This window comes from Spiroplasma alleghenense, from assembly GCF_003363775.1.
In the GTDB taxonomy this organism is placed as follows: domain Bacteria; phylum Bacillota_I; class Bacilli_A; order Mycoplasmatales; family Mycoplasmataceae; genus Spiroplasma_B; species Spiroplasma_B alleghenense.
The window spans coordinates 683560-708449 of sequence record NZ_CP031376.1; the positions used below are offsets into that span (position 1 = coordinate 683560).

The following is a 24890-nucleotide window of genomic DNA, read 5'->3' on the forward strand; positions in this document are numbered from 1 at the left end:
TAAAAATCAAGTATTTGCTATTATAAATTCAAATTAAAAGTCAAATTTTAGTTGCTCATCATTTTCTAAAGAATTAGTGATTTGTAATTGATCAAAAATCTTAATTTGAGTTTTAGTGACTTGAGTTCTATTTTTCAAATCATTAATAGAAGTAAATTGACGTTCATCTCTGGCTAAAACAATTGATTGGGCCACAGCCTCCCCTAAAGAATCAATTACATTAAATGGTGGAATAATTGTTTTTTCCTGAGTTTTTTTATCGACAATTATTTTGAATTTTGAAGCATCACTGCTTTTGAAATCAATATTTTTAATCTTTACTCCTCGAGCAAACATTTCCAACATTATTTCATAAACTGTAATTAAAGCTCGTTCTTTTGAAGAAATTAATTCATTACGACTTAATCTAGTTTCCAATTCCTGGAGTTTTTCCTTAACAGCATTTACTCCAAGTAGCACTGTTGACAAATCAAAGGCATCGGCACGAGTTGAAAAGTAAGTTGCATAATATTCTTCTGGATAATAAATTTTATATCAAGCTACACGATAAGCCATTAATACATAAGCTGTCGCATGTGCTTTAGGAAACATATACTTAATTTTTAGACAAGAATCAATATATCATTGTGGGACACCATTTTTTAACATTTCAGTCACTCATTCTGGTTTAGGAATTCCATTACCCTTACGAACACTTTCCATAATACTAAAAGCAACCGAAGGTTCTAGACCTTTACTTAATAGGTAAACCATAATATCGTCTCGACAACCAATTACTGTTGAAATATTTGCCACTTTTTCTTTAATTAAATCTTGGGCATTGTTAACTCAAACATCAGTTCCGTGACTAAGTCCTGAAATTTGAACTAAGTCAGCAAAAGTTTGAGGTTTAGTTTCTCTTAACATAGCACGAACAAACTGGGTTCCAAATTCTGGAATTCCAATGGCCCCAGTTGTCTCCCCATTTATTTCTCCTGGCTTAATGTGCAAACTTTCCAAGCCAGAAAACAGTTGATAAACTTTTTCATCATTGGTTGGAATTTCAATCGGATCAACTCCGGTTAAATCTTTTAGCATTTTTAAAGCAGTCGGATCAACATGACCTAAAATATCCATTTTCAATAAATTATCGTGAATGGAATGAAAGTCAAAATGGGTTGTAAGTCAAGTTGAACTCGTGTCATCAGCTGGATAATTTACCGGAGTAAAATCTTCAATTTCAAACTCTGCAGGAAGAATTACAATTCCCCCAGGATGCTGACCAGTTGTTCTCTTAACCCCAGTGGCTAAATCTGCAATTCTTTCAACCTCAACTCTTCGTTGATTATTATCAATTCCATAAACTTTTTCAAAGTAAGCCTTAACATATCCATAGGCAGTTTTATCAGCAACAGTGGCAATGGTACCAGCACGAAAAACATTATTTTCTCCAAACATATCTTTGGTAAAATTATGGGCACGAGCTTGGTATTCTCCTGAGAAGTTTAAGTCTATATCTGGAACTTTATCTCCATCAAAACCCAGGAAAGTTTCAAAAGGAATATCATGACCATCACCAACTAGTGGTGTCTCACATTTTGGACATGGTTTAGGCGGCAAATCATAACCACACTTAATTTCTAAAGGAGTATTGAAATCTGAGTATTTACATTTAGGACAACGGTAGTGAGCTTTTAAAGGATTAACCTCGGTAATCAAACTTGTTGTTGCCACAAAACTAGATCCAACCGAACCCCTTGAACCAACTAAGTATCCATCTTCTAAACTTTGAGCCACCAACTTATGAGAAATTCAATAAACCACGGCGAAACCATGTTTGATAATACTTGTTAACTCTTTTTCTAATCGCTTAGCAACTATTTCTGGAAGCTGTTCTCCATATAATTTTCTTGCATTTTCATAACATAAATCTTTTAACATTTTATCAACATTGTCAATTTTTGGTGGATAACTCCCTGATTTAAGTGGTGAAATTTCAGAACTTATTTGTTCTGCAATTAAATTTGTATTAGTAATTACTAAATCATTTATCAGTTTTGAATTATTTAAAAATTCAAACTCTTCTAGCATTTCTGCTGTTGTACGTAAATGTTGTTCTGGATAATCAGTTACTCTTTGTTTGAAATCATAAAGTGGATGATTAGAACCCCCAAGTCCTTTGGAGTTAATAAACACTTCTCTAATTGATTTTAATTGCGGATTAACGTAGTGAGCATCACTGGTTGCCACAACCAATTTGTTCAAACTTTGAGCTAGTGAAATTATTTTTTCAACAATAGTTTGTAACCCCTTTTGGTTTAAGTCCCCAGTCTGAATCAAGTTTTTATAAACACTTAGAGGTTGAACCTCAATATAATCATAATTTTGCATGGCAGCGATCAAGTCAGTTTCCAACCCTGTTCGAGCTAATTCAAAAATTTCACCATTTACACATCCCGAGCCTATTAGGATATTATTTTTCTGACGAACTTCTAAAATCTTATCTTTGAAAATTTTTGGTGAACCAAAAAAGTTTTTTGTATGGGAGTGAGAAATTAGTTTATATAAATCTTTTAAGCCCTCTTGATTTTTCGCCAAAACGTTAATGTGATATCCTCGAGTTTTAATATAGTTAGCATTTTCTTTTTCATTTTCAGGAATAATTTGATTTCAATCACTATCAACAATTAAACTATATTGCTTTTTAACTTCAATAACAATTCTGTCATATACCGCTTTTAAAACCTCTGCATCATAATCCCCGCGGTGAGCAACTCTTTCATCATATAAAACTCCGACCGCTTTTGCCACTGTACCAAGACGATGATTTTTAATCTTTGGATAAAAATTACGAGCAATCGTTAAGGTATCAATAACAGTATTATCAACTGGACCATAGCCTAATTTTTGAGATCAAGCTTTCAAAAAGTTCAAGTCAAAGTTAGCATTATGGGCAACTAAAATTTTATTTTTGATAATTTCCATAATTTCCCCAAATGATTCTTGAATTGTTGGCTTATTTTCCAACATCTCATCTGTTATTCCTGTTAAATCGGTTGTGAATGCGCTTAGTGGTTCTGAGGGTTTTATTAAGATATCTATTTTAGCAGTTTCCCCAGTTTTCGGGTCGTAAACTACAGCTCCAAATTCTATAATTTCATCATATTCTGGTGAAAGACCTGTTGTTTCTAAATCAAAAAAAACAAATTCCTCTTGGCTTAATTGTTTACCTTGATTATTTTTGACTAGTCAAAAATCATTATTCAACATGTTCATTTCAACACCATAAATCATTTTTAGCTTATTATCTTTATCGCGATTTTTATTTATTTTACTTAGGGCTTGAGCCGCTTCTGGAAAAGCTTGAACATTTAAGTGATCTGTTAAAGCAATTGCACTATGTCCCCACTTATCAGCATATTCTAAATAGTCAGCAATTGTACTAACTCCGTCCATAACTGACATTTTTGAATGAGTATGGAGTTCAACCCTTTTTGTCTCTGATAAATCCATTCTAGTTTTCTGAATTCGATCTATTTTTTTAAATTCATCAATGTAAAAAACATTGTCTTTACTATACTCATTTCATCTTAGTGAACCACTCATCCCAACTCAGTCACCAATCCTAACGATATTTTCATACTCGGGGTGATCTTTTTCAATCTCATCAAAAAGATTTGGAACTCCAGCTAATCTTTGAAAAAAATTAGCTTGTAAAGACGAGGTTTCATCTGTGATTACAAAAGTATAAATATTTCTACCACTTTTTGGAGAAAATTTAATTGATTTTTTAATAATTCGAGCATGGATAATTACATTCTGTGCTCCATCCTCAATATCTCCAAGTTCTTGATATGTTGGAACTTCCAAATCAGCTTTTGGTTTTCTAAAAAATGTTTTCTTCTCCTTAACAACTTCATTATTTGAATCAGTTTTTTTAGATTCAAAATTGTTATTTGGTTGCTCTCTAATTTTTTTAACTTTTTGATTAGTTTCTGCATAAGATTCGTCAGCCTTGGCAATAACATCAACTCCGCTTGGTTTAACTTCAAAATTAAATTTTAAGTTATTAAAACCATAGTCTTGAAATTTTTTAATATAAAAGTTTAAATGGTTTTCTCAAAGGTTTTTTTCAGTTTCGTCATTAACACATAAATTTATTATATTATTTTTAAAAGTAAATTCATTTTCTCTTAAATTTTCAACAAAGCCATTCTTAAATTCTGCTTTATATTTAATTATAAATTGAAAGTAGTCTCAAACTAAATCATGACTCATTTCATCATTAGAAACTTGAAAAACCAGTTTGCTACCACAAACTGGATTATTTAATAATTGCTCTTCAATCGTTTTTAAAACTTCAGTGGGCAAAAAATTTTGAATGCTAATTTTAACTGTTACGCGATTTTTTTTCACATCAAAAATTTGTCGACCAATTATTTTAGAATTTTTAAAATGCTCTTTGTGTGATTCATGAAGCTCAACACTCATTGCTGTAAAAAAACTTTTTAGAGTTGAATCCATTTTAACCTCCTAATTTATATAAAGTCTTTTAGAATTACTAAAAGGAAAATTGATAAGAAAAGTAATAATCCAATTAAAGTAATAATTATTTTGAATTTTTCATTCAATTCACGGCGCAGACATAATTCAATTAAATTTTCTAAGAATCTATAACCATCAAGGGGTGGAATAGGAATTAGATTTAAAACAAATAGATTAGCTGAAATAAATGCAACATACAAGAAGAAACTATCAGCTCCTGAGGTAAATGTTGAAAATGATTGATTAGCTGTTTGGAATGGAGATGACACTCCTGAAAAATCAAAAGTAAACATTTTTCCAAAAGCTTTCATTATTTGTCACGACTGTACAAATGTATCCCCTCAACCAAAAGCATATCCTTCACCAGCTGTTCTAAAATAACGATTTGGTGCCGCAATTCCTACTGTATTTCCTGGAGTAAAATTAATTTTGTTATTTAATTCGTCAGTTTCATTAGGATTATAACCTTTTGATCAATTTGTTAATATTAAATTGTGATCTGAACCCTCTACATTGTCATTTAGAACTACACCTGTGTAAAGGTCTACTTTTTTAAAAGCAAATCTAATAAAAGTAGTTTTATTTTCTTCAGCGTTTTTAAATTTTAAATTATTAATAAAATTATAAACAGTTTTTTCATAAGTGACAGCTTGTTGAGAATCATAATTATTAATTAATAATTTTTTTTCAACCTGAGCTTCCTTACTTGTTAAAAAAATGTCTGAATTTGAAAATCCTTCATGTTGAATATTATTAAATAAGTAAGTCGTAGTTAATTCCTCATTTGGACTTAAATTACCTTGAAAATCTTGTTGAATAACTTGTCAACCTCAAATAACATATTGTTGATTTGGTGAAGCCGGGTTTGATGGATTTTGAATTTTTAGTTTTTCATCTAATAAATTATAAGTGATTTGATTTGAATCATATTGAGCACCATAGAATTGCATATCACTTTTTTTAACCCCAGTTGCAGCATAAATTGTTGTAATCAAAAATAAGGCAAGTGTAAGGTTGAAAGCGATTCCACCAATAATAATAAAGAATTTCTTTCATCTAGCAATATAATCCATTTTACGACTATCTGGGATATTTTTTTCTTCTTCTTCACGACCCTTTGGTGGATCAGCTTTATCCGAAGCGATAGAACAATAACCCCCAAAAGGAATAACTCTAAGAGTAAATCATGTTTCTTTTGTTTTGATAGTAAAAATTTTTGGTCCTAAACCAACAGAAAATTCATAAACATAGGCCTTGCAAATTTTTGCTATAATAAAATGCCCAAATTCATGAAGTGTAATTACAAACTGTAAGACAAATAATCCTAAAAATAATCCTAAAATAATTTCGAGTCAAACCGGCAAAATAATCCCTCTCTCTATTGCTTAATTAGATTTCGAGTTTCACTCCTAATTAATAAATCATACTCTTTTATATTATTATAATCATTAATTTCCTTGTTTACTGAACTATTAAATATTTTTTCAAGAATATCTGTTATCTGTCAAAATGCTATCTCATTATTTAGAAATGCTTCAACCAAAACTTCGTTTGCTGCATTTAAACAAATCGCTTTTGAGTTGTTACTATTTAGACATTCAAAAGCTCAAGCAATTGGTTTGAAACGTTTTTGGTCAATAGTTTTTAATTCTAATTTTTGTCAGTTTTTGAAATCTAATTTTTGAAACTCAGGATGTTTAAGTCTTTTAGGAAAGTTAAGACCGTAGTTTATCACCTGGCTCATATCTGGAACACTTAGTTGTGCTTTTACCGAAAAGTCCTCAAACTCAACCATTGAATGAACAATTGATTGAGGATGTAGTAAAACCTCAATATTTTTTGTTTTAAATAAATGGTAGGCTTCAATAATTTCAAACGCCTTATTCATCATCGTTGCTGAATCAACTGTAATTTTAGAACCCATTTTTCAGTTCGGATGATTTAATACTTGCTCTTGAGTTACAAATTTGGTTTCTGATAAAGTCAAATCTCTTAAACTTCCTCCTGAGGCAGTTAAGTAAATTTTTTCAATTTGATTACCCTCTTCAAGACATTGTAAAATTGCTGAATGTTCTGAGTCAATTGAAATTATTTTTGCATTTAATGATTTTTTTAATTCATCATTGACAAGTTTACCCGCAACAACCAAAGACTCCTTATTTGCTAATAAAATAGTTAAATTATTTTTTATTGCCTGCAAAGTGACTTGAAGTCCATAAAAACCCGATAATGAATTTATAACAACATCGTGTTGTTTGGCCTTGTTTACTAAATCAACAATTTGAAAACCACTTAAAAAATTAATATGCGGAAATTTAGCAACCAATTTTTCACTAGGTTGACTACTATAAACGAACTTAATTGTTGAAAAATCGTTAAGAATTTTTTCAAGAACTTTTAAATTTTGTCCTACCGAAACACCAATTAATTGATAGTTATTATTATTTTTAATTACTTTAAGGGCTTGTAACCCGACACTTCCAGATGCGCCAAAAACTATTATATTTTTCATACTAACGAATATAAATAGTAATAAAAAATACTACAAAAAAAGCAAATGTGAAAGAATCTAGACGATCTAACACTCCACCATGACCTGGAATTATTCTTGAGTAATCCTTTACATCAACTTTTCTTTTTATTCATGAGAAAAGTAAATCTCCAAATTGGCCGATTATTGAAAAAACTGCCGATAGACCAATATATGAAAAAACAATATAAACTGTGCTGCCATTTTGTTGCATTGTAATTGTTAGCGGCGCAAAGTCTCTAATTGGTTCTACGAAATAAAACATTAGTGCATATAATGCCCCAATAATGAAAGCTACAACAAATCCAATTGTGGCACCCTCTCAAGTTTTCTTAGGACTAATAGAAGGAGCAAGTTTTGTTTTTCCAAATTTCATTCCACCTAGATAAGCAAAAGTATCTGTTAAAATAATTATCATTCAAATTCAAATTACAGTATTAAAACTATAGAAAGCTTTATATTGCCCAAGTCCAGTTTCGATAACCGATAAACACAAGACTGTGAATCCTTTATAGGCAAGAACTATTACTAGACTCATAGCAAAAGCTAGTAGCATTTTAACTAAACTGGTATTTTTCTTTCAAAAACCATATGATAAATAAACCATTAAGAAAACAAAACCAAGAACTCAAAAAATTCAAAATTTTAATCAATCAAAATGTAAGTCTGTCATAAATTTTAAAGATGACTGGCTAATTGTCAATAAAAATTCCTCAGAACGAACTGGTGTAGCAAATAATAATAACGCAATTACAACTGTTATTAAATGCATTCATCAATCCTTAATACCTAAAGCGCGGTTCATTTCTCATATACTTATTGAAATTAAAAAAATACTTCCTAGTAAAGAAATTATGACAAAGTAAGGAGCTCCTGATCAAGAATTAATTAATGATGTATAGATTGCTCCTGAAATAACATAAATCAATAATAGAGTCAATAATACAATTGTTGATAGTGCTCTAACTTCGAGATTAGAAATCTCTTTTTTTGCTGACTTGAATTCTGGACTTTTTTTTGTTTTTTCTTTCGCAGCAGATTCTTCCGCTTTGATTTTATTGTTCTTCATTTTCAAGTCCTCCAAATCTTCTATTTGTTTTATTATAATATGAAATTGCTTTTTTTAAATCTTTTTGAGAAAAATCGGGTCACATTTTACTATTAAAGTAAATTTCCGCATAACTGCATTGTAACATCATAAAATTACTTAAACGAGTTTCTCCACCAGTTCTAATAACTAAATCAACATCAGGTAAATTGTTAGTATATAAGTTGGCTTTTATTAAATCTGTGGTAACTAGTTCAAGATTTTCACTTATTTTCGGATTGCTACTGATGATATTTTTAAAGCATGTATTGATTTCTTCTCAAGAACCATAATCAAAGGCTATTGTTAAATGCAGTCCTTGATTGTTTCTGGTTTTATTTTTAGCTTCAATAATTGCTTCAAATGTTTCTTTGGGAATTTTATCTTGGCGACCGATTCAACCAACCTTTATATCATTGTCCATAAAAAAATTGATTTTATTTTCCCCAAATATCTGGCTGGGGACCTTCATTAAAAAATCAACTTCATCTTTGGGACGATTTCAATTTTCTGTTGAAAAAGCAAAAACAGTTAAAAACTTAATATTTTCTTCTTGAGCAAAAAGACAAAAGTCTTGAATTTTTTCCATTCCTTTTTGATGACCATAAGTTCTTGGTTGATTAAATTTCTTTGCTCAGCGACCATTACCGTCTAGGATAATCGCTAAATGTTCCAACGGTTTTTTCATTTTTTCCCCTTTTAATTATTTAACGAATACTAATTCTCTTTTAGCAGTTGTTAATTTTTGGTAGCCAGTTGCGGTAACTAATAAGTCATCCTCAATTCTAACTCCCCCGATTCCAGGAATATAAATTCCAGGTTCAACGGTAATTACATGACCTGGCATTAAAACTTTATTTCCTGCAATTGATTGATAAGGTTCTTCATGAATTTCAATTCCAAGTCCATGACCAGTACCATGAGTGAAATACTGTCCATAACCTTTTGATTCTATAAAGTCAAAACAAATCTCATGAATTTTTTTAGCTTCCACTCCTGCTTTAACTGCATCAATTCCTGCTTGTTGAGCATCATAAACTACTTTAAAAATTTCTTGCAATTTGGGATCTATTTTTTCTCCCATAGCAAAAGTTCTAGTTTGATCTGAAGCATATCCGTTGTAGAAACAACCCATGTCAAGAGTTACCAATTCTCCTAATTCGATTTTTTTATCCGAAGGTACTGCATGAGGCATTGAACCGTTAACACCTGATGCTACAATTGTGTCAAAACTTAATTTTTCAGCTCCAAACTTTAAAAATGAATCCGAAACAAATCGAGATAATTCTTTTTCTGTCATTTTTGGTTTAACATTAGCTAAAACATCTTCAAAAACTTGGTTAGTAATATCACAAGCCTTTTTAATTTGTTCAACCTCTCATTCATCTTTAATTATTCTTAAATTTTCTGTATTAATCGAAACCATTTGAGCTTTAATTCTTTTGGTCATGATTTCACTATCTTTAACAAAGACTCAATCACTTTCAAAACCTAATTTGCTAATTTTATTCTCTAAAAGTTTTTGATTTACCAAATCAAAAACTGGTCCAAAACCAATTATTTCATCAATATTTTGTAAATCTTTTTTTTGTTGCGCTGCAGTTAAATATCTTCCATCAACAAATAAATATGTCTTTGTTTTTGTAATAAGAATATAACCAAGTGATGAGTTAAAGCGACTAAATCAGTAGCGATTTTGTGGAGAATACAACAATAAAGCATCCACTTTATTTTCTTCCATTAAATTACGAACAATTTCTTTTTTATCTAATTTCATTTTTCAAACCTCTTCTTAGTTAAAATTTTACAATAAAAAAATAGGAAAATCCCTATTTTTTTTGCTTATGTATTTGATGGCTATTACATTTAAAACAATGTTTTTTAACTTCAATTTTTTCCTTTTTTTTGTCGTTTTTAGCTATATAGTTTTCTTCTTTACAGCTTGAACAACGTAGAATTACACCTTCACGCATCTTGAAAGCCCCCTTTTTAGTTTCTTAAATTTCCCAAATAAAATTTATTGGCAAATAAATAATATCATATTTTTTAATTATTTTTAAAAAATATGATATTTTAGTGATATTTACAGTTTTTTTGATAAAATAATAAAAATGAAAGAGAGTGTTATTTATGAGGAGATTATTGGCGATTTTAGCATCAGCAAGCTTGATAACAGCTGCAGGAACCACTGTGGTTTCTTGTACAAATGAATTGTCAAACTATAACACATTTAAGAAGTGGATCAAAAATCGCGAAACATTTGTTCTTTATATCGGGGCAGAAGATTGTCCATATTGTCAAAATTTTGTAAAAGCAACAACTGGAAAGCCTAATGGAAGCTTAGATGATTTTGAAAACCAAGTAAACAATGGTGATAACAAAATGTTTAACGAATTTAAAACTAATTATAACAATAAATTAGAATCACTACAAAATGGTGGTAAAGAAATTAATGATGATTTTAGAAATGGTTTTGGAGCTAAAGTTGATCAAGTTAAATTTCATCACTTTACAGAAGAAAAAAAGGATTCAATCAATTCTAAAAAGTGATTAACAAAAATTAAAGAATGAATTTTAGATGAGTACAAAGCTCAATACAAAATTCACAATATTCCAGAAACAGACCCTAATTATGTAACTAATGATTTGACAGTTGATGATTTAAAAATTTCTTCAATTCCAACTTACATTATTATTCGTGATGGAAAATTAGTTAATGTAACAACAGGATTTGATTCATTAGAAAATGGTGTTGGTGAAGAACAAGCATTGGAAAAATGATTTACTGAAATTAATAGTTACTTTACCGATCCAGCCTCATTCTTCCAACCATCTAATAATGGTGGAGAAACTGGTGGAGATGGAGATGGTGGAGAAACTGGTGAAACTGGCGGACAAGAACCAGCTGCTGGATCAATCCCCTATCAAGATAAATCTTATGAATATCGCTATAAAAAATAAGAGTTTTAAAACTCTTATTTTTTTTACAAAAATTAAGAAAATAAAAAACGAACCTCAAAGATTCGTTTTGTTTGTTTTTAAAATGGTCCCCAGGGCCGGACTTGAACCGGCACGGGCGACAAAGCCCGCTGGATTTTAAGTCCAGTGCGTCTACCGATTCCGCCACCTGGGGATAAAAAATCCAAAAAATAATTAATATAAAATGGTGTCCCGTGCAAGATTCGAACTTGCGACCCACTGGTTAAAAGCCAGTTGCTCTACCGGCTGAGCTAACGAGACGAAAATGGCTGGGCTAGCAGGATTCGAACCGGCGCATGAAGGAGTCAAAGTCCTTTGCCTTACCGCTTGGCTATAGCCCAATAATGGTGGAGGGAGGCGGATTCGAACCGCCGAACCTTTCGGAACTGGGTTACAGCCAGCCGCGTTTAGCCACTTCGCTATCCCTCCGTTTATAATGGTGCTGACTAAAGGATTTGAACCCTCGACCTATTGATTACTAGTCAATTGCTCTACCAACTGAGCTAAGTCAGCGTAATTCTAAAATTTAGAACCTAAAACATTATACAAAAAATATATTACTCTTGTCAAGAAAAAGAGTTAAAAATTTCATAAAAAAAGTACTCGGGCGGAGCACTTATTTGTCAATCTGAATAAATAAAATTAAAAAATTAAAAATTTGATAGGGCTAAACAAATCATTATAACTTTTTTCTTCAAAAAGACTTAATTATTATACGACTTTTAAATAATTTAAACAATATAAAAATTAAACTTTTATTTACTTTTTATATTGATTGCCCTATTTCAAATCTAGATCACTAATTACCTTAATAATTACTGGTTCTACAAAGGCCTTGTCAACTATTTCAAATGTTAACTTTCCTTGGTTAGTAAATTCGCCGCTAACAGCCTTGTTTGTCTTCAATGTCATTACAACGTCTCCTGCCAAAACTTTTTCACCAGAGACCTTATTTAAGGTGATTCCGGCGGCGAAATCAATACTTTCCTCTTTGGTTGCACGACCAGCACCGATTTGCATTGCTAAGTAACCTAATTTATTAGTGTCAATATAGCGAATATATCCGGATTTATCAGCTTTGATTTCTATAGTATTTTTAACTTTAAAGCTTTTTTCAAAGTTTTCAATTACACTAAAATCTCCACCTTGGGCTTCAACAAACTGTTTTAAAATTGGTGCAGCGACTTTATTTTTAATTTTTTCACGAACAGCCTCTTTTGCTTCGGCTAAAGTTTTAAAAATTCCTGCTTGCAGAAGTGTAATTCCAACCGCTTCTTCGGTCAGTTCGTTTAAATCAGCAGGACCATTTCCTTGTAAAGTTTCATAAGCTTCACGAACCTCATTGGCATTACCGATTTCACGTCCTAATGGTTTATCCATATCTGTTATCATGGCTGCAATGTTGCGGTGGTGATTTTTACCAATTTCAACCATTGCTTGAGCTAATTTTGTAGCTTCATCCACAGTATTCATAAAGGCTCCACTACCCATTTTAACGTCTAAAATAATCCCATTTCCTGCAATTGCCAATTTTTTCGACATTATACTTGAGGCGATCAAAGGAATTGAATCAACAGTTCCTGTAACATCTCTTAGGGCATACATTTTTTTATCAGCAGGAACAATATCTTGTGATTGAGAAATAATGCTCATTCCCACTTTGTTAACAATTTCTTCAAATTTAGCTTCAGAAATTTCCCCAGTTCAACCTGGACAAGATTCTAATTTATCAATAGTTCCCCCAGTTTGTCCAAGTCCACGACCCGACAACTTGGCTACTTTGATACCAAAACTAGCAACCAATGGAGCATAGATTAATGAGGTTTTATCCCCAACTCCCCCGGTTGAATGCTTATCAGCTTTAAAACCAGTAACTCCTTTTAAATCATAGGTTTTACCACTTTTAATCATTTCTCCTGTTAAAAACGAAGTTTCTTTAGCATCCATCCCTTGAAAGTAAATTGCCATTGCTATGGCACTCATTTGATAATCTTTGATTTCATTTGAAATGAATCCCTTAATTAAATATTCAATTTCTGCTTGGTTTAAACTCAAACCTTTTTTCTTTTTAGTAATTAATTCTGCAAAATTCATATTTCACCTCTACGAAAAAACTATTTTTTTTCTTTTCTTTTCTTCTTAGTTTCTATTTTTTCAAAATCTTTATATTTTTCCATATTTTTAACAACTTCCTTACGAACGTTATTTGTTAAAATATCTGTTTTAATAGAAATAAACTTTTCTGGTAATAAAGGCTTACCAAAAACAACTTTAACTACCACTTTTTTAGGTCTCTTTTTAGCAAAAACATAGTGAGAGTCAATGATTGTAACTGGCACAATCGGCACATATGCTGATTGTGCTATTTTCATACTTGCTCCTTGGAATTCTCCAATTTCTTGGTCAGGACTTCTAGTTCCTTCTGGGAAAATAACCAAACTTCGGTGATATTGGTTTAAAAGTTCTTTACCTTCTTTATAAGCGTTTAAAGCACTTCTTGGATTTCCTCGGTCCAACGGAATTGCATCAATTAACTTAATGAAACGTCCAAATGTTTTATGGTCTCAAAGTTCTTGCTTAGCAATAAATGCTAATGGTTGTTGACGACTAAAATCATTTAAAGCAATCAAGGCAACTGAATCAAAGTTAGACTGGTGGTTTGGTGCTAAAATAATTCCGCGATCTAATCAGTTTTCAATGTCAATTACTTGAATTTTAACATCCAAAAGTCACATCATTCGACGAGCAATTTTTTTAACTCAATAGTAACGGTATTCTTCACTATATGAATTAGGATCTTTTTTGATTCGGCGAGCCATTTTCTTAGCTTTACTCATATTCATTAAAACAATAACTCAAATTAATAATAATTTTCATTTGTTGAAATTAGTACTTCCCCGCTCCTTTTTTTGATCCTTTGCTTTCTTCTCTGTTTTAACTTCTTCTTGATTAGTAACTTCTTGTTTTTCTAATTCGTATTTTTCTTTCATGTTATTTTTTCCTCTCATATTTTTTTATAACAAATTCATCTTTATCAATTTCGCTATAAATTTCAAAATCGTCTCAATTTACTCTTGGAAAAATAGTATCTCCGGGGTAATTTTGTTTTATCACACTGACAATCAGTTTATCAGCATATGGCAAGAACATTTGATAAATTTGCGATCCCCCAATAACAATTAATTCGTTAGGTTGGTTTTGATATCTTTTAATTAAATAATCAATGTCATTAATGATTTTAACATTTTCATTATTGATGACAAGATTGCCATTTTTTGAAAGGACTATATTTTCTCGATTTGGTAATGGTTTGGAACCAATTGCTTCAAATGTCTTACGACCCATTACAATTGTTTTTCCAGTTGTATACTGCTTGAAAAAATTCATTTCTTCAGGAATTTTTCATGGTAACTTGTTTTCTTGGCCAATTATTCCCTCTTGGGTTTGGGCTCATACTAATTTTATCACTAAACTGCCACCTTCCCCTTAATTCCTGGATAAGATTCATAGTTTTCTAAGATAATGTCATCAGGTTTCAAATCAAAAATTGAAACGTTAGAATCTTTTAACGTAATTGATGGCAATTTTTTTGGAATACGAGAAAGTTGAAGTTCAATTTGTTCTAAATGATTTTGATAAATATGCGCATCCCCGATTGTATGTACAAATTCTCCTGGTTCTAAGCCAACTTCATTTGCAATTAGAATCAATAATAAAGAATAACTTGCGATATTAAATGGGACTCCCAGGAAAATATCCCCGCTGCGTTGATACAATTGTAAGTTCAATTTTTTATCCCCAGAAACATAAAACTGAAATATCGTATGACACGGAGGTAAAGCCATCTTTGAAACTTCTTCTGGATTTCAAGCAGAAATAATATGTCGCCTTGAATCGGGATTATTTTTTAGATTAAAAATTAAGTCTGCAAGTTGATCAACTCCATTAAAATTTCGTCATTGTTTACCATAAACCGGACCTAAATCACCATGCAATTTAGCAAAATCATTATCTGTACGGATTTTGTCCACAAAAGTTTGTAAATCCTCTCCTTGATAATCATTGGATTTTTTGTAAATTTCGTAAGGCCATTCATTTCAAATATTTACCTTATTATCAACTAAATACTTAATATTTGTGTCTCCCGATATAAATCACAATAATTCTACAACTACTGCTTGAAAATAAATTTTCTTAGTTGTTAAAAGCGGGAAACCATCGCCTAAATTATAGCGGGTTTGGGTCCCAAAGAATGAAATTGTCCCTGTTAAAGTTCTATCATTTTTTCTAGTTCCGTTTTCTAAAACATTTTTTACCAAATCTAAATATTTTTGCATTTTATCACCACAATTATTATAAACCAAAGTTAATATAAAAATTATCCCATTGAGGGATAATTTTAATCTTTTTTCAAAGCCATTCCAACTGCATAGCGTTTTTCGTGACTAATAGAAACAATGATTTCACCAAATTTAGAATTTTTCAGACTTGGTTTTTGATCAATGTAACCAATATTTATTTGATTCATTGCGATTGGTGAAGGTAAAGTTTTTATTATAGCTTCTTTAACAGCTCAACGACCTGCTAAAAATTCTCTTTTTGAATTTTTAGTTAAACGAGTAGATAAAATCTTAATTTCATCTGGATGTAAAATTAGTTCAATCATTCTGGGCTTGAGCTTTATTCTTTTAACGGCAACAATATCAATTCCAATTTTTTTCATAATTCTCCTTACACAAAATCAACAATCGCTGCTCAATCATTGAAAGAATATTTCTTGTTTGTGTGATAATCTAATCCTGTGAAAGTATTAATAACATTACCCGAACTGACAGCTTCAAGACCAGCAATAAGTCCTAAACTTGAATAAAATGATGGCAAGAATCCCCCGGTTCCATAATCTTCGTTAATTTGATTAACAAAATAAAGATTTTTAAAGAAGTTGTAAGTTAGACGGCCGTTGCACAATACTCTAATAATACTATTACTTCTTCCTGGGGTTTTTTTAATTTCTGTTTCAATTGTATCAGCGACTTTAATAAATTCATTATTTGAGCCATTGTTATTTTTTGAGTAAAATCTTTCAAAGTCACGAATTCCCATTTTGGCAATATTTTCTTCAGCCATAAATTTTTGTAGTTGTTCTTGTAGAACTGTAAAACTTCCTGGTGAAAAGTTAAACTGAGTTTTATCATCAAAACTTGAGATTTCCTCACCAGCGTTTGAATATGATTCATACAGCGCTGCAGTCATTAATGATGATTCAGTTACAATTCTAAATAGACTCTGTGCCTCTCTTGGCATTGATAAACTACAGTTACGAACATCGGTTTTTAAATAACTATTTGTTGAATAATTATCCACATATAAGTTGTTGATAAAATCAGTAATTTCTCAAGTATTTTCTACCCCGTTTTCGTTGAAATGGTTAGCAGCAGTGAATACTGGAATTACCACAAATTTTGAAATACAGTCAGCATTATAATAAAACCCGAATTTAGGAATTCAACGAAATAAAGGACTAGAAGCTGACCTACGATAGTAACCGTTTCCTGATTCATAAATTTTTTGAACATTAGCAAAAGATAAATCATCTGTATTGATACTTTGTTCAGTTAGAGCTTGATTATTAGTCTTAAAGAGCGGATTAGAAGCAGTACTAAAAATGGCAAAACTAGCCAATAGTCCTAAAATTAAACCTAAAATCGAACCAATAAGTGCGTTTGCATGGGAATTAATTTTTATAGCAATTAATTTTCTTTTTATAAACGTAAAATAAAGAATTAACGCAATTATGTTAATCACAAAAAAGAATAGCAGTTGATAAATCATATTTAATATAACGGCCACAATAGCATTGATGAAGTCAACAGCAAACTGTTGGGTATTTACAGTGATACCCTCTCCTTCAGAACCAAATAATGCTATTATTTCGTTGAAAACACTTTGAAAAATTCTATCAAAATCACCAAATGCATCAATTAAACCTTGTAATTTAAGTAACGGAGCAATTTTTGCAACCGTAGCTGTTGTTAGCAATGGGACCAAAAAAATTATTACGATTGCAACAAGGATATTAACTGAGCCAAAATAAACCATTACCCAGGTTCCACGTTTAACTCCCCAGATTGTGAAGGCTAAAATTAAAATAAAAATTAATAAGTCAAAAAGTCATCAAGGACCAATATTAATCAACATTATAAAGCCTCCCTTAAATTAGCAAATAGCATTAATATCATTATACATTTTTTTGGTATTTGTTTATAATAAATAAAAGAGGTATTTCAAAATGGCTGAGAAAAATTCTACTATTTCAAGCAATAAGATGATCGGAACTGATGAAGTTGGAGTTGGGGATTTTTTCGGTCCACTAGTAGTTGTTGCTTGTTATTTAGATGAAACCAAAATTTCTAATTTGAGTGTATTTAAAAAAATTAAGGATAGCAAGCAGTTGTCGAATGAAAGTATCATGAAAATTTTTGAGGAAATACAAAAACATGTTAAGTATAGCGTTGTTATGATAGACAACCTGAAGTATAACAATATTTATAATAAGGTCAAAAATAGTCATGTCCTAAAAGCATTAGGACATAATGGCGCTTTACTAGATTTAATAAAAAATAATCCAGAACTTGAAGATACTAATATTGTTATCGATGAATTTGTTAACAAAAATAAGTACTTTGAATATTTGAAACAGTGAGAAAAAAATATAGTAAGTAAAAATGTAAATTTAGTCACAAAAGCTGAAAGTAAATTCTTAGCTGTTGCTTGTGCAAGTATTATCGCTAGAGCTTATTTTCTTAATGCCATTGCAACTCTTCAAAAAGACCTAAGATTAAGTTTGCCACTTGGAGCAGGCAATGAAGTGAAAGAATTGGTTCGGGATTACAAAAAAAATCACCCCGATAAAGTTGAAAGTTTTATCAAGATGCATTTTAAGGATAATTAATTTATTTGGTTATTTTTATTTTAACAGCCGGCTTGCTAGAATAGGTTATTTTAACCTCATCTAGCATTTTTTTAGCAGCAATATTATCTGGGGTATTTTCGTACTTATTAGATCCATAATAAATGTGCTTGATTCCGGCTTGAATAATTACTTTAACACATTGATGACAAGGAAAAAGAGTTGTATAAATATCACAACCCGATAAGTCGCAACGAGCAGAGACAATGGCGTTCATCTCCGAATGAACAACATAAGGGTATTTATTTTCAAACTGATTTTCTTTGTCTCTATCTCAAGGGAAACTGCTATTATCAATTCCGCGAGGAAAACCATTATAACCAGAACTTATTATTTGATTTAAATTATTCACGACTACACATCCAACTTGAGTTTCAGGATCCTTGCTTCGCATGGCGTTTAATTCAGCTATGGACATAAAGTATTCATCCCATGAAATGTAGTTATTGCGTGATTTTAGCATTTAAACACCAACAACAACTAAGACATTTCCGTCAAAAATAAATTGTCATTTTCAACCTATTTTTTCCATAATTTCATTTGCCATTTCAATTTTTAAAAATCCTCTTTGAATGTACATTCCCAAGACATTAATTGTTGGATTATGCAGAGCTGGAATATAGGATGGAACTAATAGCATAATAATTGGTAGCGTTATAAACGAAGCTACAATAAAGTAACCTGAAAATAAATAACCGTTAAAGCCTTCCTTATAGTTTCAATTCAAAACAATTGATAACCCCATTCCAATACCTACTCCCGAAGAAATAACTCAGTAGATTGACTCATTTCAAGCAATCATTGGGAAGAAAAATAGGAAAAATGCTGGAGCAATCATTTCCCTTTTGGCTAAAATAGAAATGACATCTTGTTTACCACTTACTTTAATAAATAAGGCACCAAATAGAATTGATGATATAACAATCGAACCTCCGAAGACATTTGCAGGAATCATAACAGAAAGAATTAATCCGCAAATAACATAACCAACTGCAACGATTACCATTAATTTAAAAGCACCGATGATGTTTTCTGAATACGAAGATAATTTTTTTATAATATACATATTTAATGCTAGTAATATTAAATCCGTTATAAAATTACTGCTAGAATTTGCAAAACCATATGTAAAGACCCTTCAGAATTGTCCTCCTAAAATTGTTAAATTATAGTTAGTTCCACCTACGAATAATTTAGTTGTATCTGAATCAATATTATTTAATCTAACAAAAATAGACAAGTAAAAAATAATAATAAATGGTACGAAACAAAATAAAGCCGTAATTATTCATGTACCAATTAGTTGTCCATTTTGTATTTTATTGTGAAATTCTTGAAATTTTTTGCTTACATCACTATTTTTATCATCTAGATCTTCTATTAATTTTTTAACTTGCTCTTGATCTTTTAAATCAACGATGATTTCTTTTTCTTCTGTTTTATCACTGAATTTCAATTTATCCACATTTGAAAAATATGGATTTAATTTGCTAACCAAATTTTTTTCATTTCCTAATATTTTGATATCTGAATCAACAACTAAATCTTTTTCAAATGATGAATCATCTAAATAAATTCAAAGAATTTGAATTTTTTCACGACTTGCTTCTTTGGATTTATTTGCGATTTCCTCAATAATCGGATCATTTCTAAAATCGCTATCTTCTGAACTAGCCTTTATTCTAATAATTTTAATTTTAGCATTACTGTTATATAAATATGAAATTTCGTCATTTTTTTGAGTTTTCTGCGGTTTATAACCCTCTTTTTTAATAAAATAATTCACTAGGGCAAGACGGTTATTTGTTATTTCTGATTTCATTGCACTTTCCTAACTTGACTTTCTTAACATATTTATTTTATCATTAAATTGCTCTGGTGGGTTAATTTCAAACAACATTTTATCTCCAGTAATTGGGTGATCAAAAATCAATTTTCAGGCATGTAAATATTGCCCAAATTCTGATTTTTTATCACTTAAATATCCATAAACTTGATCCCCATAAATTGGGTGTTTGATAAAATTGAAGTGAACTCTAATTTGGTGGGTTCTACCAGTTTCAATTACACAGCTTACTAAAGTGTGTTTTTCAAATCTTTCTAAAACTTTAAAATTAGTTTTGGCATATTTACTGTTTTTTTCAGTAACAGTCATCTTTTTGCGATCCCCAGGATGACGACCAATTGGGGCGTCAATTACTCCTTCATTTTCCAAAATTACACCATGAACTATGCCAAGGTATTCTTTGTGAATTTCTTTATTTTTTAACATTTCTGTCAATTTTTTATGAGATTTATCATTTTTAGCAACTACCAAAAGTCCTGTAGTTTGTTTATCAAGACGATGAACAATCCCAGGTCGATTTACCCCTCCAATTGTTGATAAATCTTTGATGTGAAACATTAGAGCATTAACTAATGTTTTTGAATAATTGCCTAGTGCCGGGTGAACTACCATATCATTTGGTTTGTTCACAACAATAATGTCTTTATCTTCATAAACAATTTCTATTGGAATGTCTTCAGGCAAAATTTCTGAAGAACTTGGTTTGGGTATTGTTATTTCAACAATGTCACCTGGTTTTAGTTTATAGCGAGCTGGCTTAATTTCACCATTTACTTCTACAAAATTGTCATTAATTAGTTTTTGAAGATATGAGCGAGAAAATTCAAAGTCATTCTGACAGCTACTAAAAATAAATTTATCAAGTCTTTCTTGTTCTAAAACTGTAAAATTTATTTTATTCATAAATTAGTCCTCCTTGATCTTTGATTTTTTAGTGGTTTTAGTGGTTTTAGTATTTATATTTTCTGTCTTAGAATCGAGTTCGCCATTTGAGTTAGCTAGCTCTTGTTCATAACGACGATTTTCCCTTGATTCTTTTATAAACAGATAAACAGTCATAGGAAAGGCTACAACAATTAGGTAAACAATTGCGATATTAACTCATAAATCAGCAATATTAAAAATATACCCATCACTACCAAGGAATTTGAAATCTCAAACTAAGAAGTCAACTACTCCACCTTTTATTCCATAACCTGGAATTTCCGGGGCTCAGGCTCTAGCTAATAAATTACCTCAACTTCCTGACAATAAAATTGTGATTCCAATAAGTCAATAGCGACTATTGACAAAAATGAAAACTAAAGAAAATAATAATGTAGCTAATGTAGCAATTGTAATTGCCAAGCCAACATTGTTAGCATTCATTCCATAAGCAGCTCCTGGATTAATTATGTAGTGCAACCTTAAGAAACCTGGAATTAATGGTTTTTCTGAATTATAAGCCATTTTAGCAACTACAATTCCTTTTGTAATTCAATCAATGACCACCAAAACAATAAAAATTGGTAAACAAACAATTAATTTAAATTTTCATTCATAATTATACTTTTTTAAAAAGTTTTTAAAATTTTGAAAAGCCAAAATAATCTACCCCCATTTCTGTTAATCTGATATTACTTTATGACAGCGTTCACATAAATCTTCTGTTGCTAATTTTGCAAAAATTCCTCAACATCTTTCACACTTTGATCCCTCACGAATTTGAACACAAACTTTTCCGATTTTACCTGAATAAATTGGGTCAGCAACTTTTTTAAATTCAATTTGACTGACAATTAAAATTTGCTCTAAATCTGAAATTTTTACCATTTCTTCAAATTCAGAACTAATCTCAATTTCCAATTTAGCTTCAAACGATTTTTTAATAATTTTTTCATTACGAGCTAGCTCCAAAGCCTTATTGATTTCGTCTCTAAAAATTAAGAATTTATTTCAGTTATTCACTTGCTCTGATTTTATAGAAAAATCTTGTTTTCTAAGGTCTAATAGATGAACTGACTCCTCTTTTTTAATAAATTTAATGTTATCATATATTTCCTCAGTTGTGTGAACCAAGATTGGTCTAATTGAGTCAATTAAAACTCACAGTTGTTCATATAATACAGTTTGAACTTGTCGACGTCTTAAATCATCTTGTTTTTCGATATATAAAATATCTTTAATGAAATCTAAATAGAATGCCGAAAGTTCATTGTTAACATAGTTATTTAATAACTGGTAAACCAAATTGAATTGGTAACTTTCATAAGCTTGAGTAATTTTTTGTTTAAAAATTGTTAGATTATGTAAACTAAATTCATCAACTGGATTTAATTTTTTTTGGTAATTTTTTTCTGGATCAAAATCAACAAGGTTAGATAGAATGAAACGCACTGTGTTTCTAATTTTTCGATAAGATTCACCCACTTGTTTTAGAATTTCTGTTCCAATTTTTTGGTCATCTGTATAATCTGTTGAAGCAACTCACAATCTCAAAATATCAGAACCCATTTCATTGGCAATAGAAATTGGATCTATTGTATTACCGATTGATTTTGACATTTTTTTACCTTTTTCATCATTGGTCATTCCATGAGTAATTAATTGTTTATAAGGAGCTTGATTGTCTCAAATAACTGAGTTAATTAAACTAGAATTAAACCAACCACGATATTGATCATTTCCTTCCAAATAAACATCATATGGACGTTTAAATTCTGGGAAGCGTTCTTGCAAGGCGATGTTTGAACAACCCGAATCAAATCATACATCAAGAATATCGGTTTCTTTAGTATGATTCTGATTTCTATATGATTCTGGTAAAAAGTAATCGGCTGGTTTTGTGAATCAAACATTTGTTCCTTCTTTTGCAAGAATATCAATTGCAAAATTCACTACTTCTGAATTTAATACTAATTTATCATTTTTGTCATAAAATCCAATAATAGGAACCCCTCATAGTCTTTGGCGAGAAATAGTTCACTCCTTGCGACCTTCGATTAATGATTTTAAACGATTTTGACTTCACTCGGGTTTTGTTTTTATTTTATCAATATGAGTAACAATTTGAGGAATTGCTTTTTCTAGACCTACAAATCATTGAGCAGTCGCTCTTCAAATTACTGGCTTTTTAGTTCTTCAGTCATGTGGATATGAGTGAGTTATTCATTTCATTTTTAAAAGGTTTTTATTTTCAGTTAATTTCCCACCAACAATTTTATTGGCATCATCATAAAATACACCGATTAAATCCTTGTCCTCAATTGTTTTGTCAAAATGACCACTATTATCAATTGGTGCGAATGCTTGCATTTTTTCCCTTTTTACTAATTGATAGTCATCTTCACCAAAACCACCAGCAGTATGAACTAATCCAGTTCCAGAATCACTAGTTACATGTTCTCCAAGTACAACTTTTGAAATTTGTTTTTCATAGAGTGGATGTTGATAAGTTGAATTTTCTAATTCAGAGCCTAAAAAAGTTGCAATAATTTTTGGTTCTTCTCAACCGATTGTTTCCCCAACAATAGGTAAAAGAGATTTTGCTATAACAAAACGACGTTCATCACCTTTTACGCTCACAAGTACATATTCAATTTCACTTCCTGCAGCAATTAATTGGTTCGCTGGAATAGTTCACGGGGTTGTCGTTCAAATTATGAAATGGTCTTGAGGTAAATTTTTTCAAGCCGAAGTTTTAACAACCTTGGCTGCAATATACATACTTGGAGATTTAACATCTTGGTATTCGATTTCAGCCTCAGCCAAAGCAGTTTCACTTGATGGAGACCAAAAGATAGGTTTCAAGTCCTTGTAAACTAATTTCTTTTCAACCAATTTTGCAAATAGTTTCAATTGGCTAATTTCAAAACTTGGATCTAAGGTGCGATATATTACTTTATCGTCGGTAAAAATACCTAATCTTTTAAAACCTTTTTTCTGGTTTTCAATTTGCTCGATTGCATAGTTTCTACATAAATCTCTGAAAACCTCAGGACTAACCTTTTTACGATCAACTCCTGTTTTAGCAATTGCGGTTTCAATTGGTAGACCATGAGTGTCTCAACCCATTATGTATGGTGATTTGTAGCCATTACTATTTTTTCAACGAACGATAAAATCCTTTAAACTTTTATTTAAAGCATGACCAACATGAATATCACCATTCGCATAAGGTGGACCATCATGAAGTATAAATAGAGGTTTTTTATCATTAAGTTTAATTTTTTTATTATAAATGTTTAATTTTTCTCATTTTTCTTGAATTTTTGGTTCTTTGTCCTTTAAACCTGCTCTCATTTCAAAATCAGTATTTTGAATTAAAAGTGTATCTTTGTAATTTGCCATTTTCTTCTCCTTATAAAATAAAAATTCACCCCAATTAAGGAGCGAATTAGCGCGGTACCATCCTTGTTTGCAAAATAATTTGCCTTAATTTTAATTCAGTGAATAAAAAAAATCAAGTGATAAGTATAAAAGATAAATACTAGTTCGCACCAAACACTAGTTCTCTGAAATCTATTGCTTTCAACTCTTGTCTTAACTAAATATATTATAACCAAAAAATTAATTTTGTTACATAGTTTCTAATAATTCTTCACGAATTATTTGTGCCACCTTGGCAATATCATTCTTTTCAAAATTAAAGATTTTTTCGTTTCTTTCTAAGAAATTTTCAATAACTTGTAAAAAATTTTGTTCATCATCTTTAAATTCTCTTAAATTTAACAATAACTTGGTAATTGCTTGTTTAACATTAAAGGAAAAATCTAAGGCTCTCATAATAATTTTTTCAGCATTATGATTAGCCACATCAAATACTTCTTTGGTTTTAGCAACTCCCTCATCTAGGTATTTGTGTTTAGCTCTCAAAACTTCTACCTCTTGGCGTAAATGAAGATTTTCATCTTGTAAAAAACTTAATTTAGCAAAGTACTCATTATTTTCATTTGATGAACTCATTATAAACACC

21 protein-coding genes and 5 tRNA genes are annotated in these 24890 nt (G+C 30.6%); 2 read left to right on the top strand and 24 right to left on the bottom strand.

Annotated elements, in window-relative coordinates:
* Window positions 1-33 precede the first annotated feature (33 nt).
* From SALLE_RS03100 to rpmG, 7 genes are read right to left on the bottom strand one after another with little or no spacing between them, the layout of a single operon-like run.
* Entirely contained in the window at window positions 34-4503 is a 4470-nt protein-coding gene (locus SALLE_RS03100; RefSeq protein ID WP_115558174.1) for a PolC-type DNA polymerase III, read from the bottom strand.
* 14 nt (window positions 4504-4517) lie between these two features.
* Window positions 4518-5888: a site-2 protease family protein gene (locus SALLE_RS03105; RefSeq protein ID WP_115558175.1), complete on the bottom strand. Its 1371-nt coding sequence runs from the start codon at window positions 5886-5888 to the stop codon at window positions 4518-4520.
* Between the two features lie 14 nt (window positions 5889-5902).
* Entirely contained in the window at window positions 5903-7036 is a 1134-nt protein-coding gene (dxr, locus tag SALLE_RS03110; RefSeq protein WP_115558176.1) for a 1-deoxy-D-xylulose-5-phosphate reductoisomerase, read from the bottom strand.
* 1 nt (window position 7037) lies between these two features.
* A complete protein-coding gene (locus tag SALLE_RS03115; protein WP_115558177.1) occupies window positions 7038-8123 on the bottom strand; it encodes a phosphatidate cytidylyltransferase in 1086 nt (361 codons plus the stop codon).
* Window positions 8110-8829 (bottom strand): polyprenyl diphosphate synthase, encoded by a 720-nt coding sequence (gene uppS / locus SALLE_RS03120; RefSeq protein WP_115558178.1) that lies wholly within the window; start codon window positions 8827-8829, stop codon window positions 8110-8112. The genes SALLE_RS03115 and uppS overlap by 14 nt, the downstream gene beginning before the upstream one ends.
* Window positions 8830-8844: 15 nt before the next feature.
* Entirely contained in the window at window positions 8845-9912 is a 1068-nt protein-coding gene (locus tag SALLE_RS03125) for a M24 family metallopeptidase (protein ID WP_115558722.1), read from the bottom strand.
* A 58-nt stretch (window positions 9913-9970) separates the two neighbouring features.
* Window positions 9971-10114 carry a 50S ribosomal protein L33 gene (gene rpmG / locus SALLE_RS03130; RefSeq protein ID WP_115558179.1) on the bottom strand — a complete coding sequence of 48 codons (144 nt, stop codon included), beginning with the start codon at window positions 10112-10114 and terminating at the stop codon, window positions 9971-9973.
* A gap of 157 nt (window positions 10115-10271) precedes the next feature.
* On the opposite strand from rpmG, the gene SALLE_RS03135 reads away from it, so the two are divergent.
* Window positions 10272-11102, top strand: a complete 831-nt coding sequence (locus SALLE_RS03135) for a lipoprotein (RefSeq protein ID WP_162807944.1) — start codon at window positions 10272-10274, stop codon at window positions 11100-11102.
* A gap of 83 nt (window positions 11103-11185) precedes the next feature.
* Here the strand turns inward: SALLE_RS03135 and SALLE_RS03140 are convergent.
* The 11 genes from SALLE_RS03140 to SALLE_RS03190 all read right to left on the bottom strand — a co-directional run bounded on the left by SALLE_RS03140 (window position 11186) and on the right by SALLE_RS03190 (window position 17318).
* Window positions 11186-11274, bottom strand: a tRNA-Leu gene (locus SALLE_RS03140).
* Window positions 11275-11305: 31 nt separating this feature from the next.
* Window positions 11306-11381 (bottom strand) — tRNA-Lys (locus SALLE_RS03145).
* 5 nt (window positions 11382-11386) lie between these two features.
* Window positions 11387-11461, bottom strand: a tRNA-Gln gene (locus SALLE_RS03150).
* 4 nt (window positions 11462-11465) lie between these two features.
* A tRNA-Tyr gene (locus SALLE_RS03155) sits at window positions 11466-11549 on the bottom strand.
* An 8-nt stretch (window positions 11550-11557) separates the two neighbouring features.
* Window positions 11558-11633 (bottom strand) — tRNA-Thr (locus tag SALLE_RS03160).
* Between the two features lie 267 nt (window positions 11634-11900).
* Entirely contained in the window at window positions 11901-13214 is a 1314-nt protein-coding gene (locus SALLE_RS03165; RefSeq protein ID WP_115558181.1) for a thymidine phosphorylase, read from the bottom strand.
* 20 nt (window positions 13215-13234) lie between these two features.
* Entirely contained in the window at window positions 13235-14110 is an 876-nt protein-coding gene (locus SALLE_RS03170; protein WP_179948036.1) for a lysophospholipid acyltransferase family protein, read from the bottom strand.
* 1 nt (window position 14111) lies between these two features.
* Window positions 14112-14588 carry a dihydrofolate reductase gene (locus tag SALLE_RS03175; protein WP_115558183.1) on the bottom strand — a complete coding sequence of 159 codons (477 nt, stop codon included), beginning with the start codon at window positions 14586-14588 and terminating at the stop codon, window positions 14112-14114.
* The gene (thyA, locus tag SALLE_RS03180) at window positions 14588-15457 is read right to left on the bottom strand and encodes a thymidylate synthase (protein ID WP_115558184.1); all 870 of its coding nucleotides are present in this window, start codon (window positions 15455-15457) and stop codon (window positions 14588-14590) included. The genes SALLE_RS03175 and thyA overlap by 1 nt, the downstream gene beginning before the upstream one ends.
* A 62-nt stretch (window positions 15458-15519) precedes the next feature.
* On the bottom strand, window positions 15520-15846 hold the full coding sequence (locus SALLE_RS03185) for a 4'-phosphopantetheinyl transferase superfamily protein (protein WP_115558723.1): 327 nt from the start codon (window positions 15844-15846) through the stop codon (window positions 15520-15522).
* A 5-nt stretch (window positions 15847-15851) separates the two neighbouring features.
* The gene (locus SALLE_RS03190) at window positions 15852-17318 is read right to left on the bottom strand and encodes a hypothetical protein (protein WP_115558185.1); all 1467 of its coding nucleotides are present in this window, start codon (window positions 17316-17318) and stop codon (window positions 15852-15854) included.
* A gap of 91 nt (window positions 17319-17409) precedes the next feature.
* Between SALLE_RS03190 and SALLE_RS03195 the strand changes: the two genes are divergently transcribed.
* Window positions 17410-18072 carry a ribonuclease HIII gene (locus SALLE_RS03195; RefSeq protein WP_115558186.1) on the top strand — a complete coding sequence of 221 codons (663 nt, stop codon included), beginning with the start codon at window positions 17410-17412 and terminating at the stop codon, window positions 18070-18072.
* A 1-nt stretch (window position 18073) separates the two neighbouring features.
* On the opposite strand, the gene SALLE_RS03200 is transcribed toward SALLE_RS03195, so the two are convergent.
* The 6 genes from SALLE_RS03200 to SALLE_RS03225 form a co-directional block, all read right to left on the bottom strand.
* On the bottom strand, window positions 18074-18553 hold the full coding sequence (locus SALLE_RS03200; protein ID WP_115558187.1) for a deoxycytidylate deaminase: 480 nt from the start codon (window positions 18551-18553) through the stop codon (window positions 18074-18076).
* Complete coding sequence (locus SALLE_RS03205) at window positions 18554-19912, bottom strand: hypothetical protein (RefSeq protein WP_115558188.1); 1359 nt, start codon at window positions 19910-19912, stop codon at window positions 18554-18556.
* A 9-nt stretch (window positions 19913-19921) separates the two neighbouring features.
* On the bottom strand, window positions 19922-20839 hold the full coding sequence (locus tag SALLE_RS03210; protein WP_115558189.1) for an RluA family pseudouridine synthase: 918 nt from the start codon (window positions 20837-20839) through the stop codon (window positions 19922-19924).
* Between the two features lie 3 nt (window positions 20840-20842).
* Window positions 20843-21520: a signal peptidase II gene (locus tag SALLE_RS03215; protein WP_115558190.1), complete on the bottom strand. Its 678-nt coding sequence runs from the start codon at window positions 21518-21520 to the stop codon at window positions 20843-20845.
* A gap of 21 nt (window positions 21521-21541) precedes the next feature.
* Window positions 21542-24265, bottom strand: a complete 2724-nt coding sequence (gene ileS / locus SALLE_RS03220) for an isoleucine--tRNA ligase (protein WP_115558191.1) — start codon at window positions 24263-24265, stop codon at window positions 21542-21544.
* A gap of 228 nt (window positions 24266-24493) precedes the next feature.
* A complete protein-coding gene (locus SALLE_RS03225) occupies window positions 24494-24880 on the bottom strand; it encodes a hypothetical protein (RefSeq protein ID WP_115558192.1) in 387 nt (128 codons plus the stop codon).
* Window positions 24881-24890: the final 10 nt, after the last annotated feature.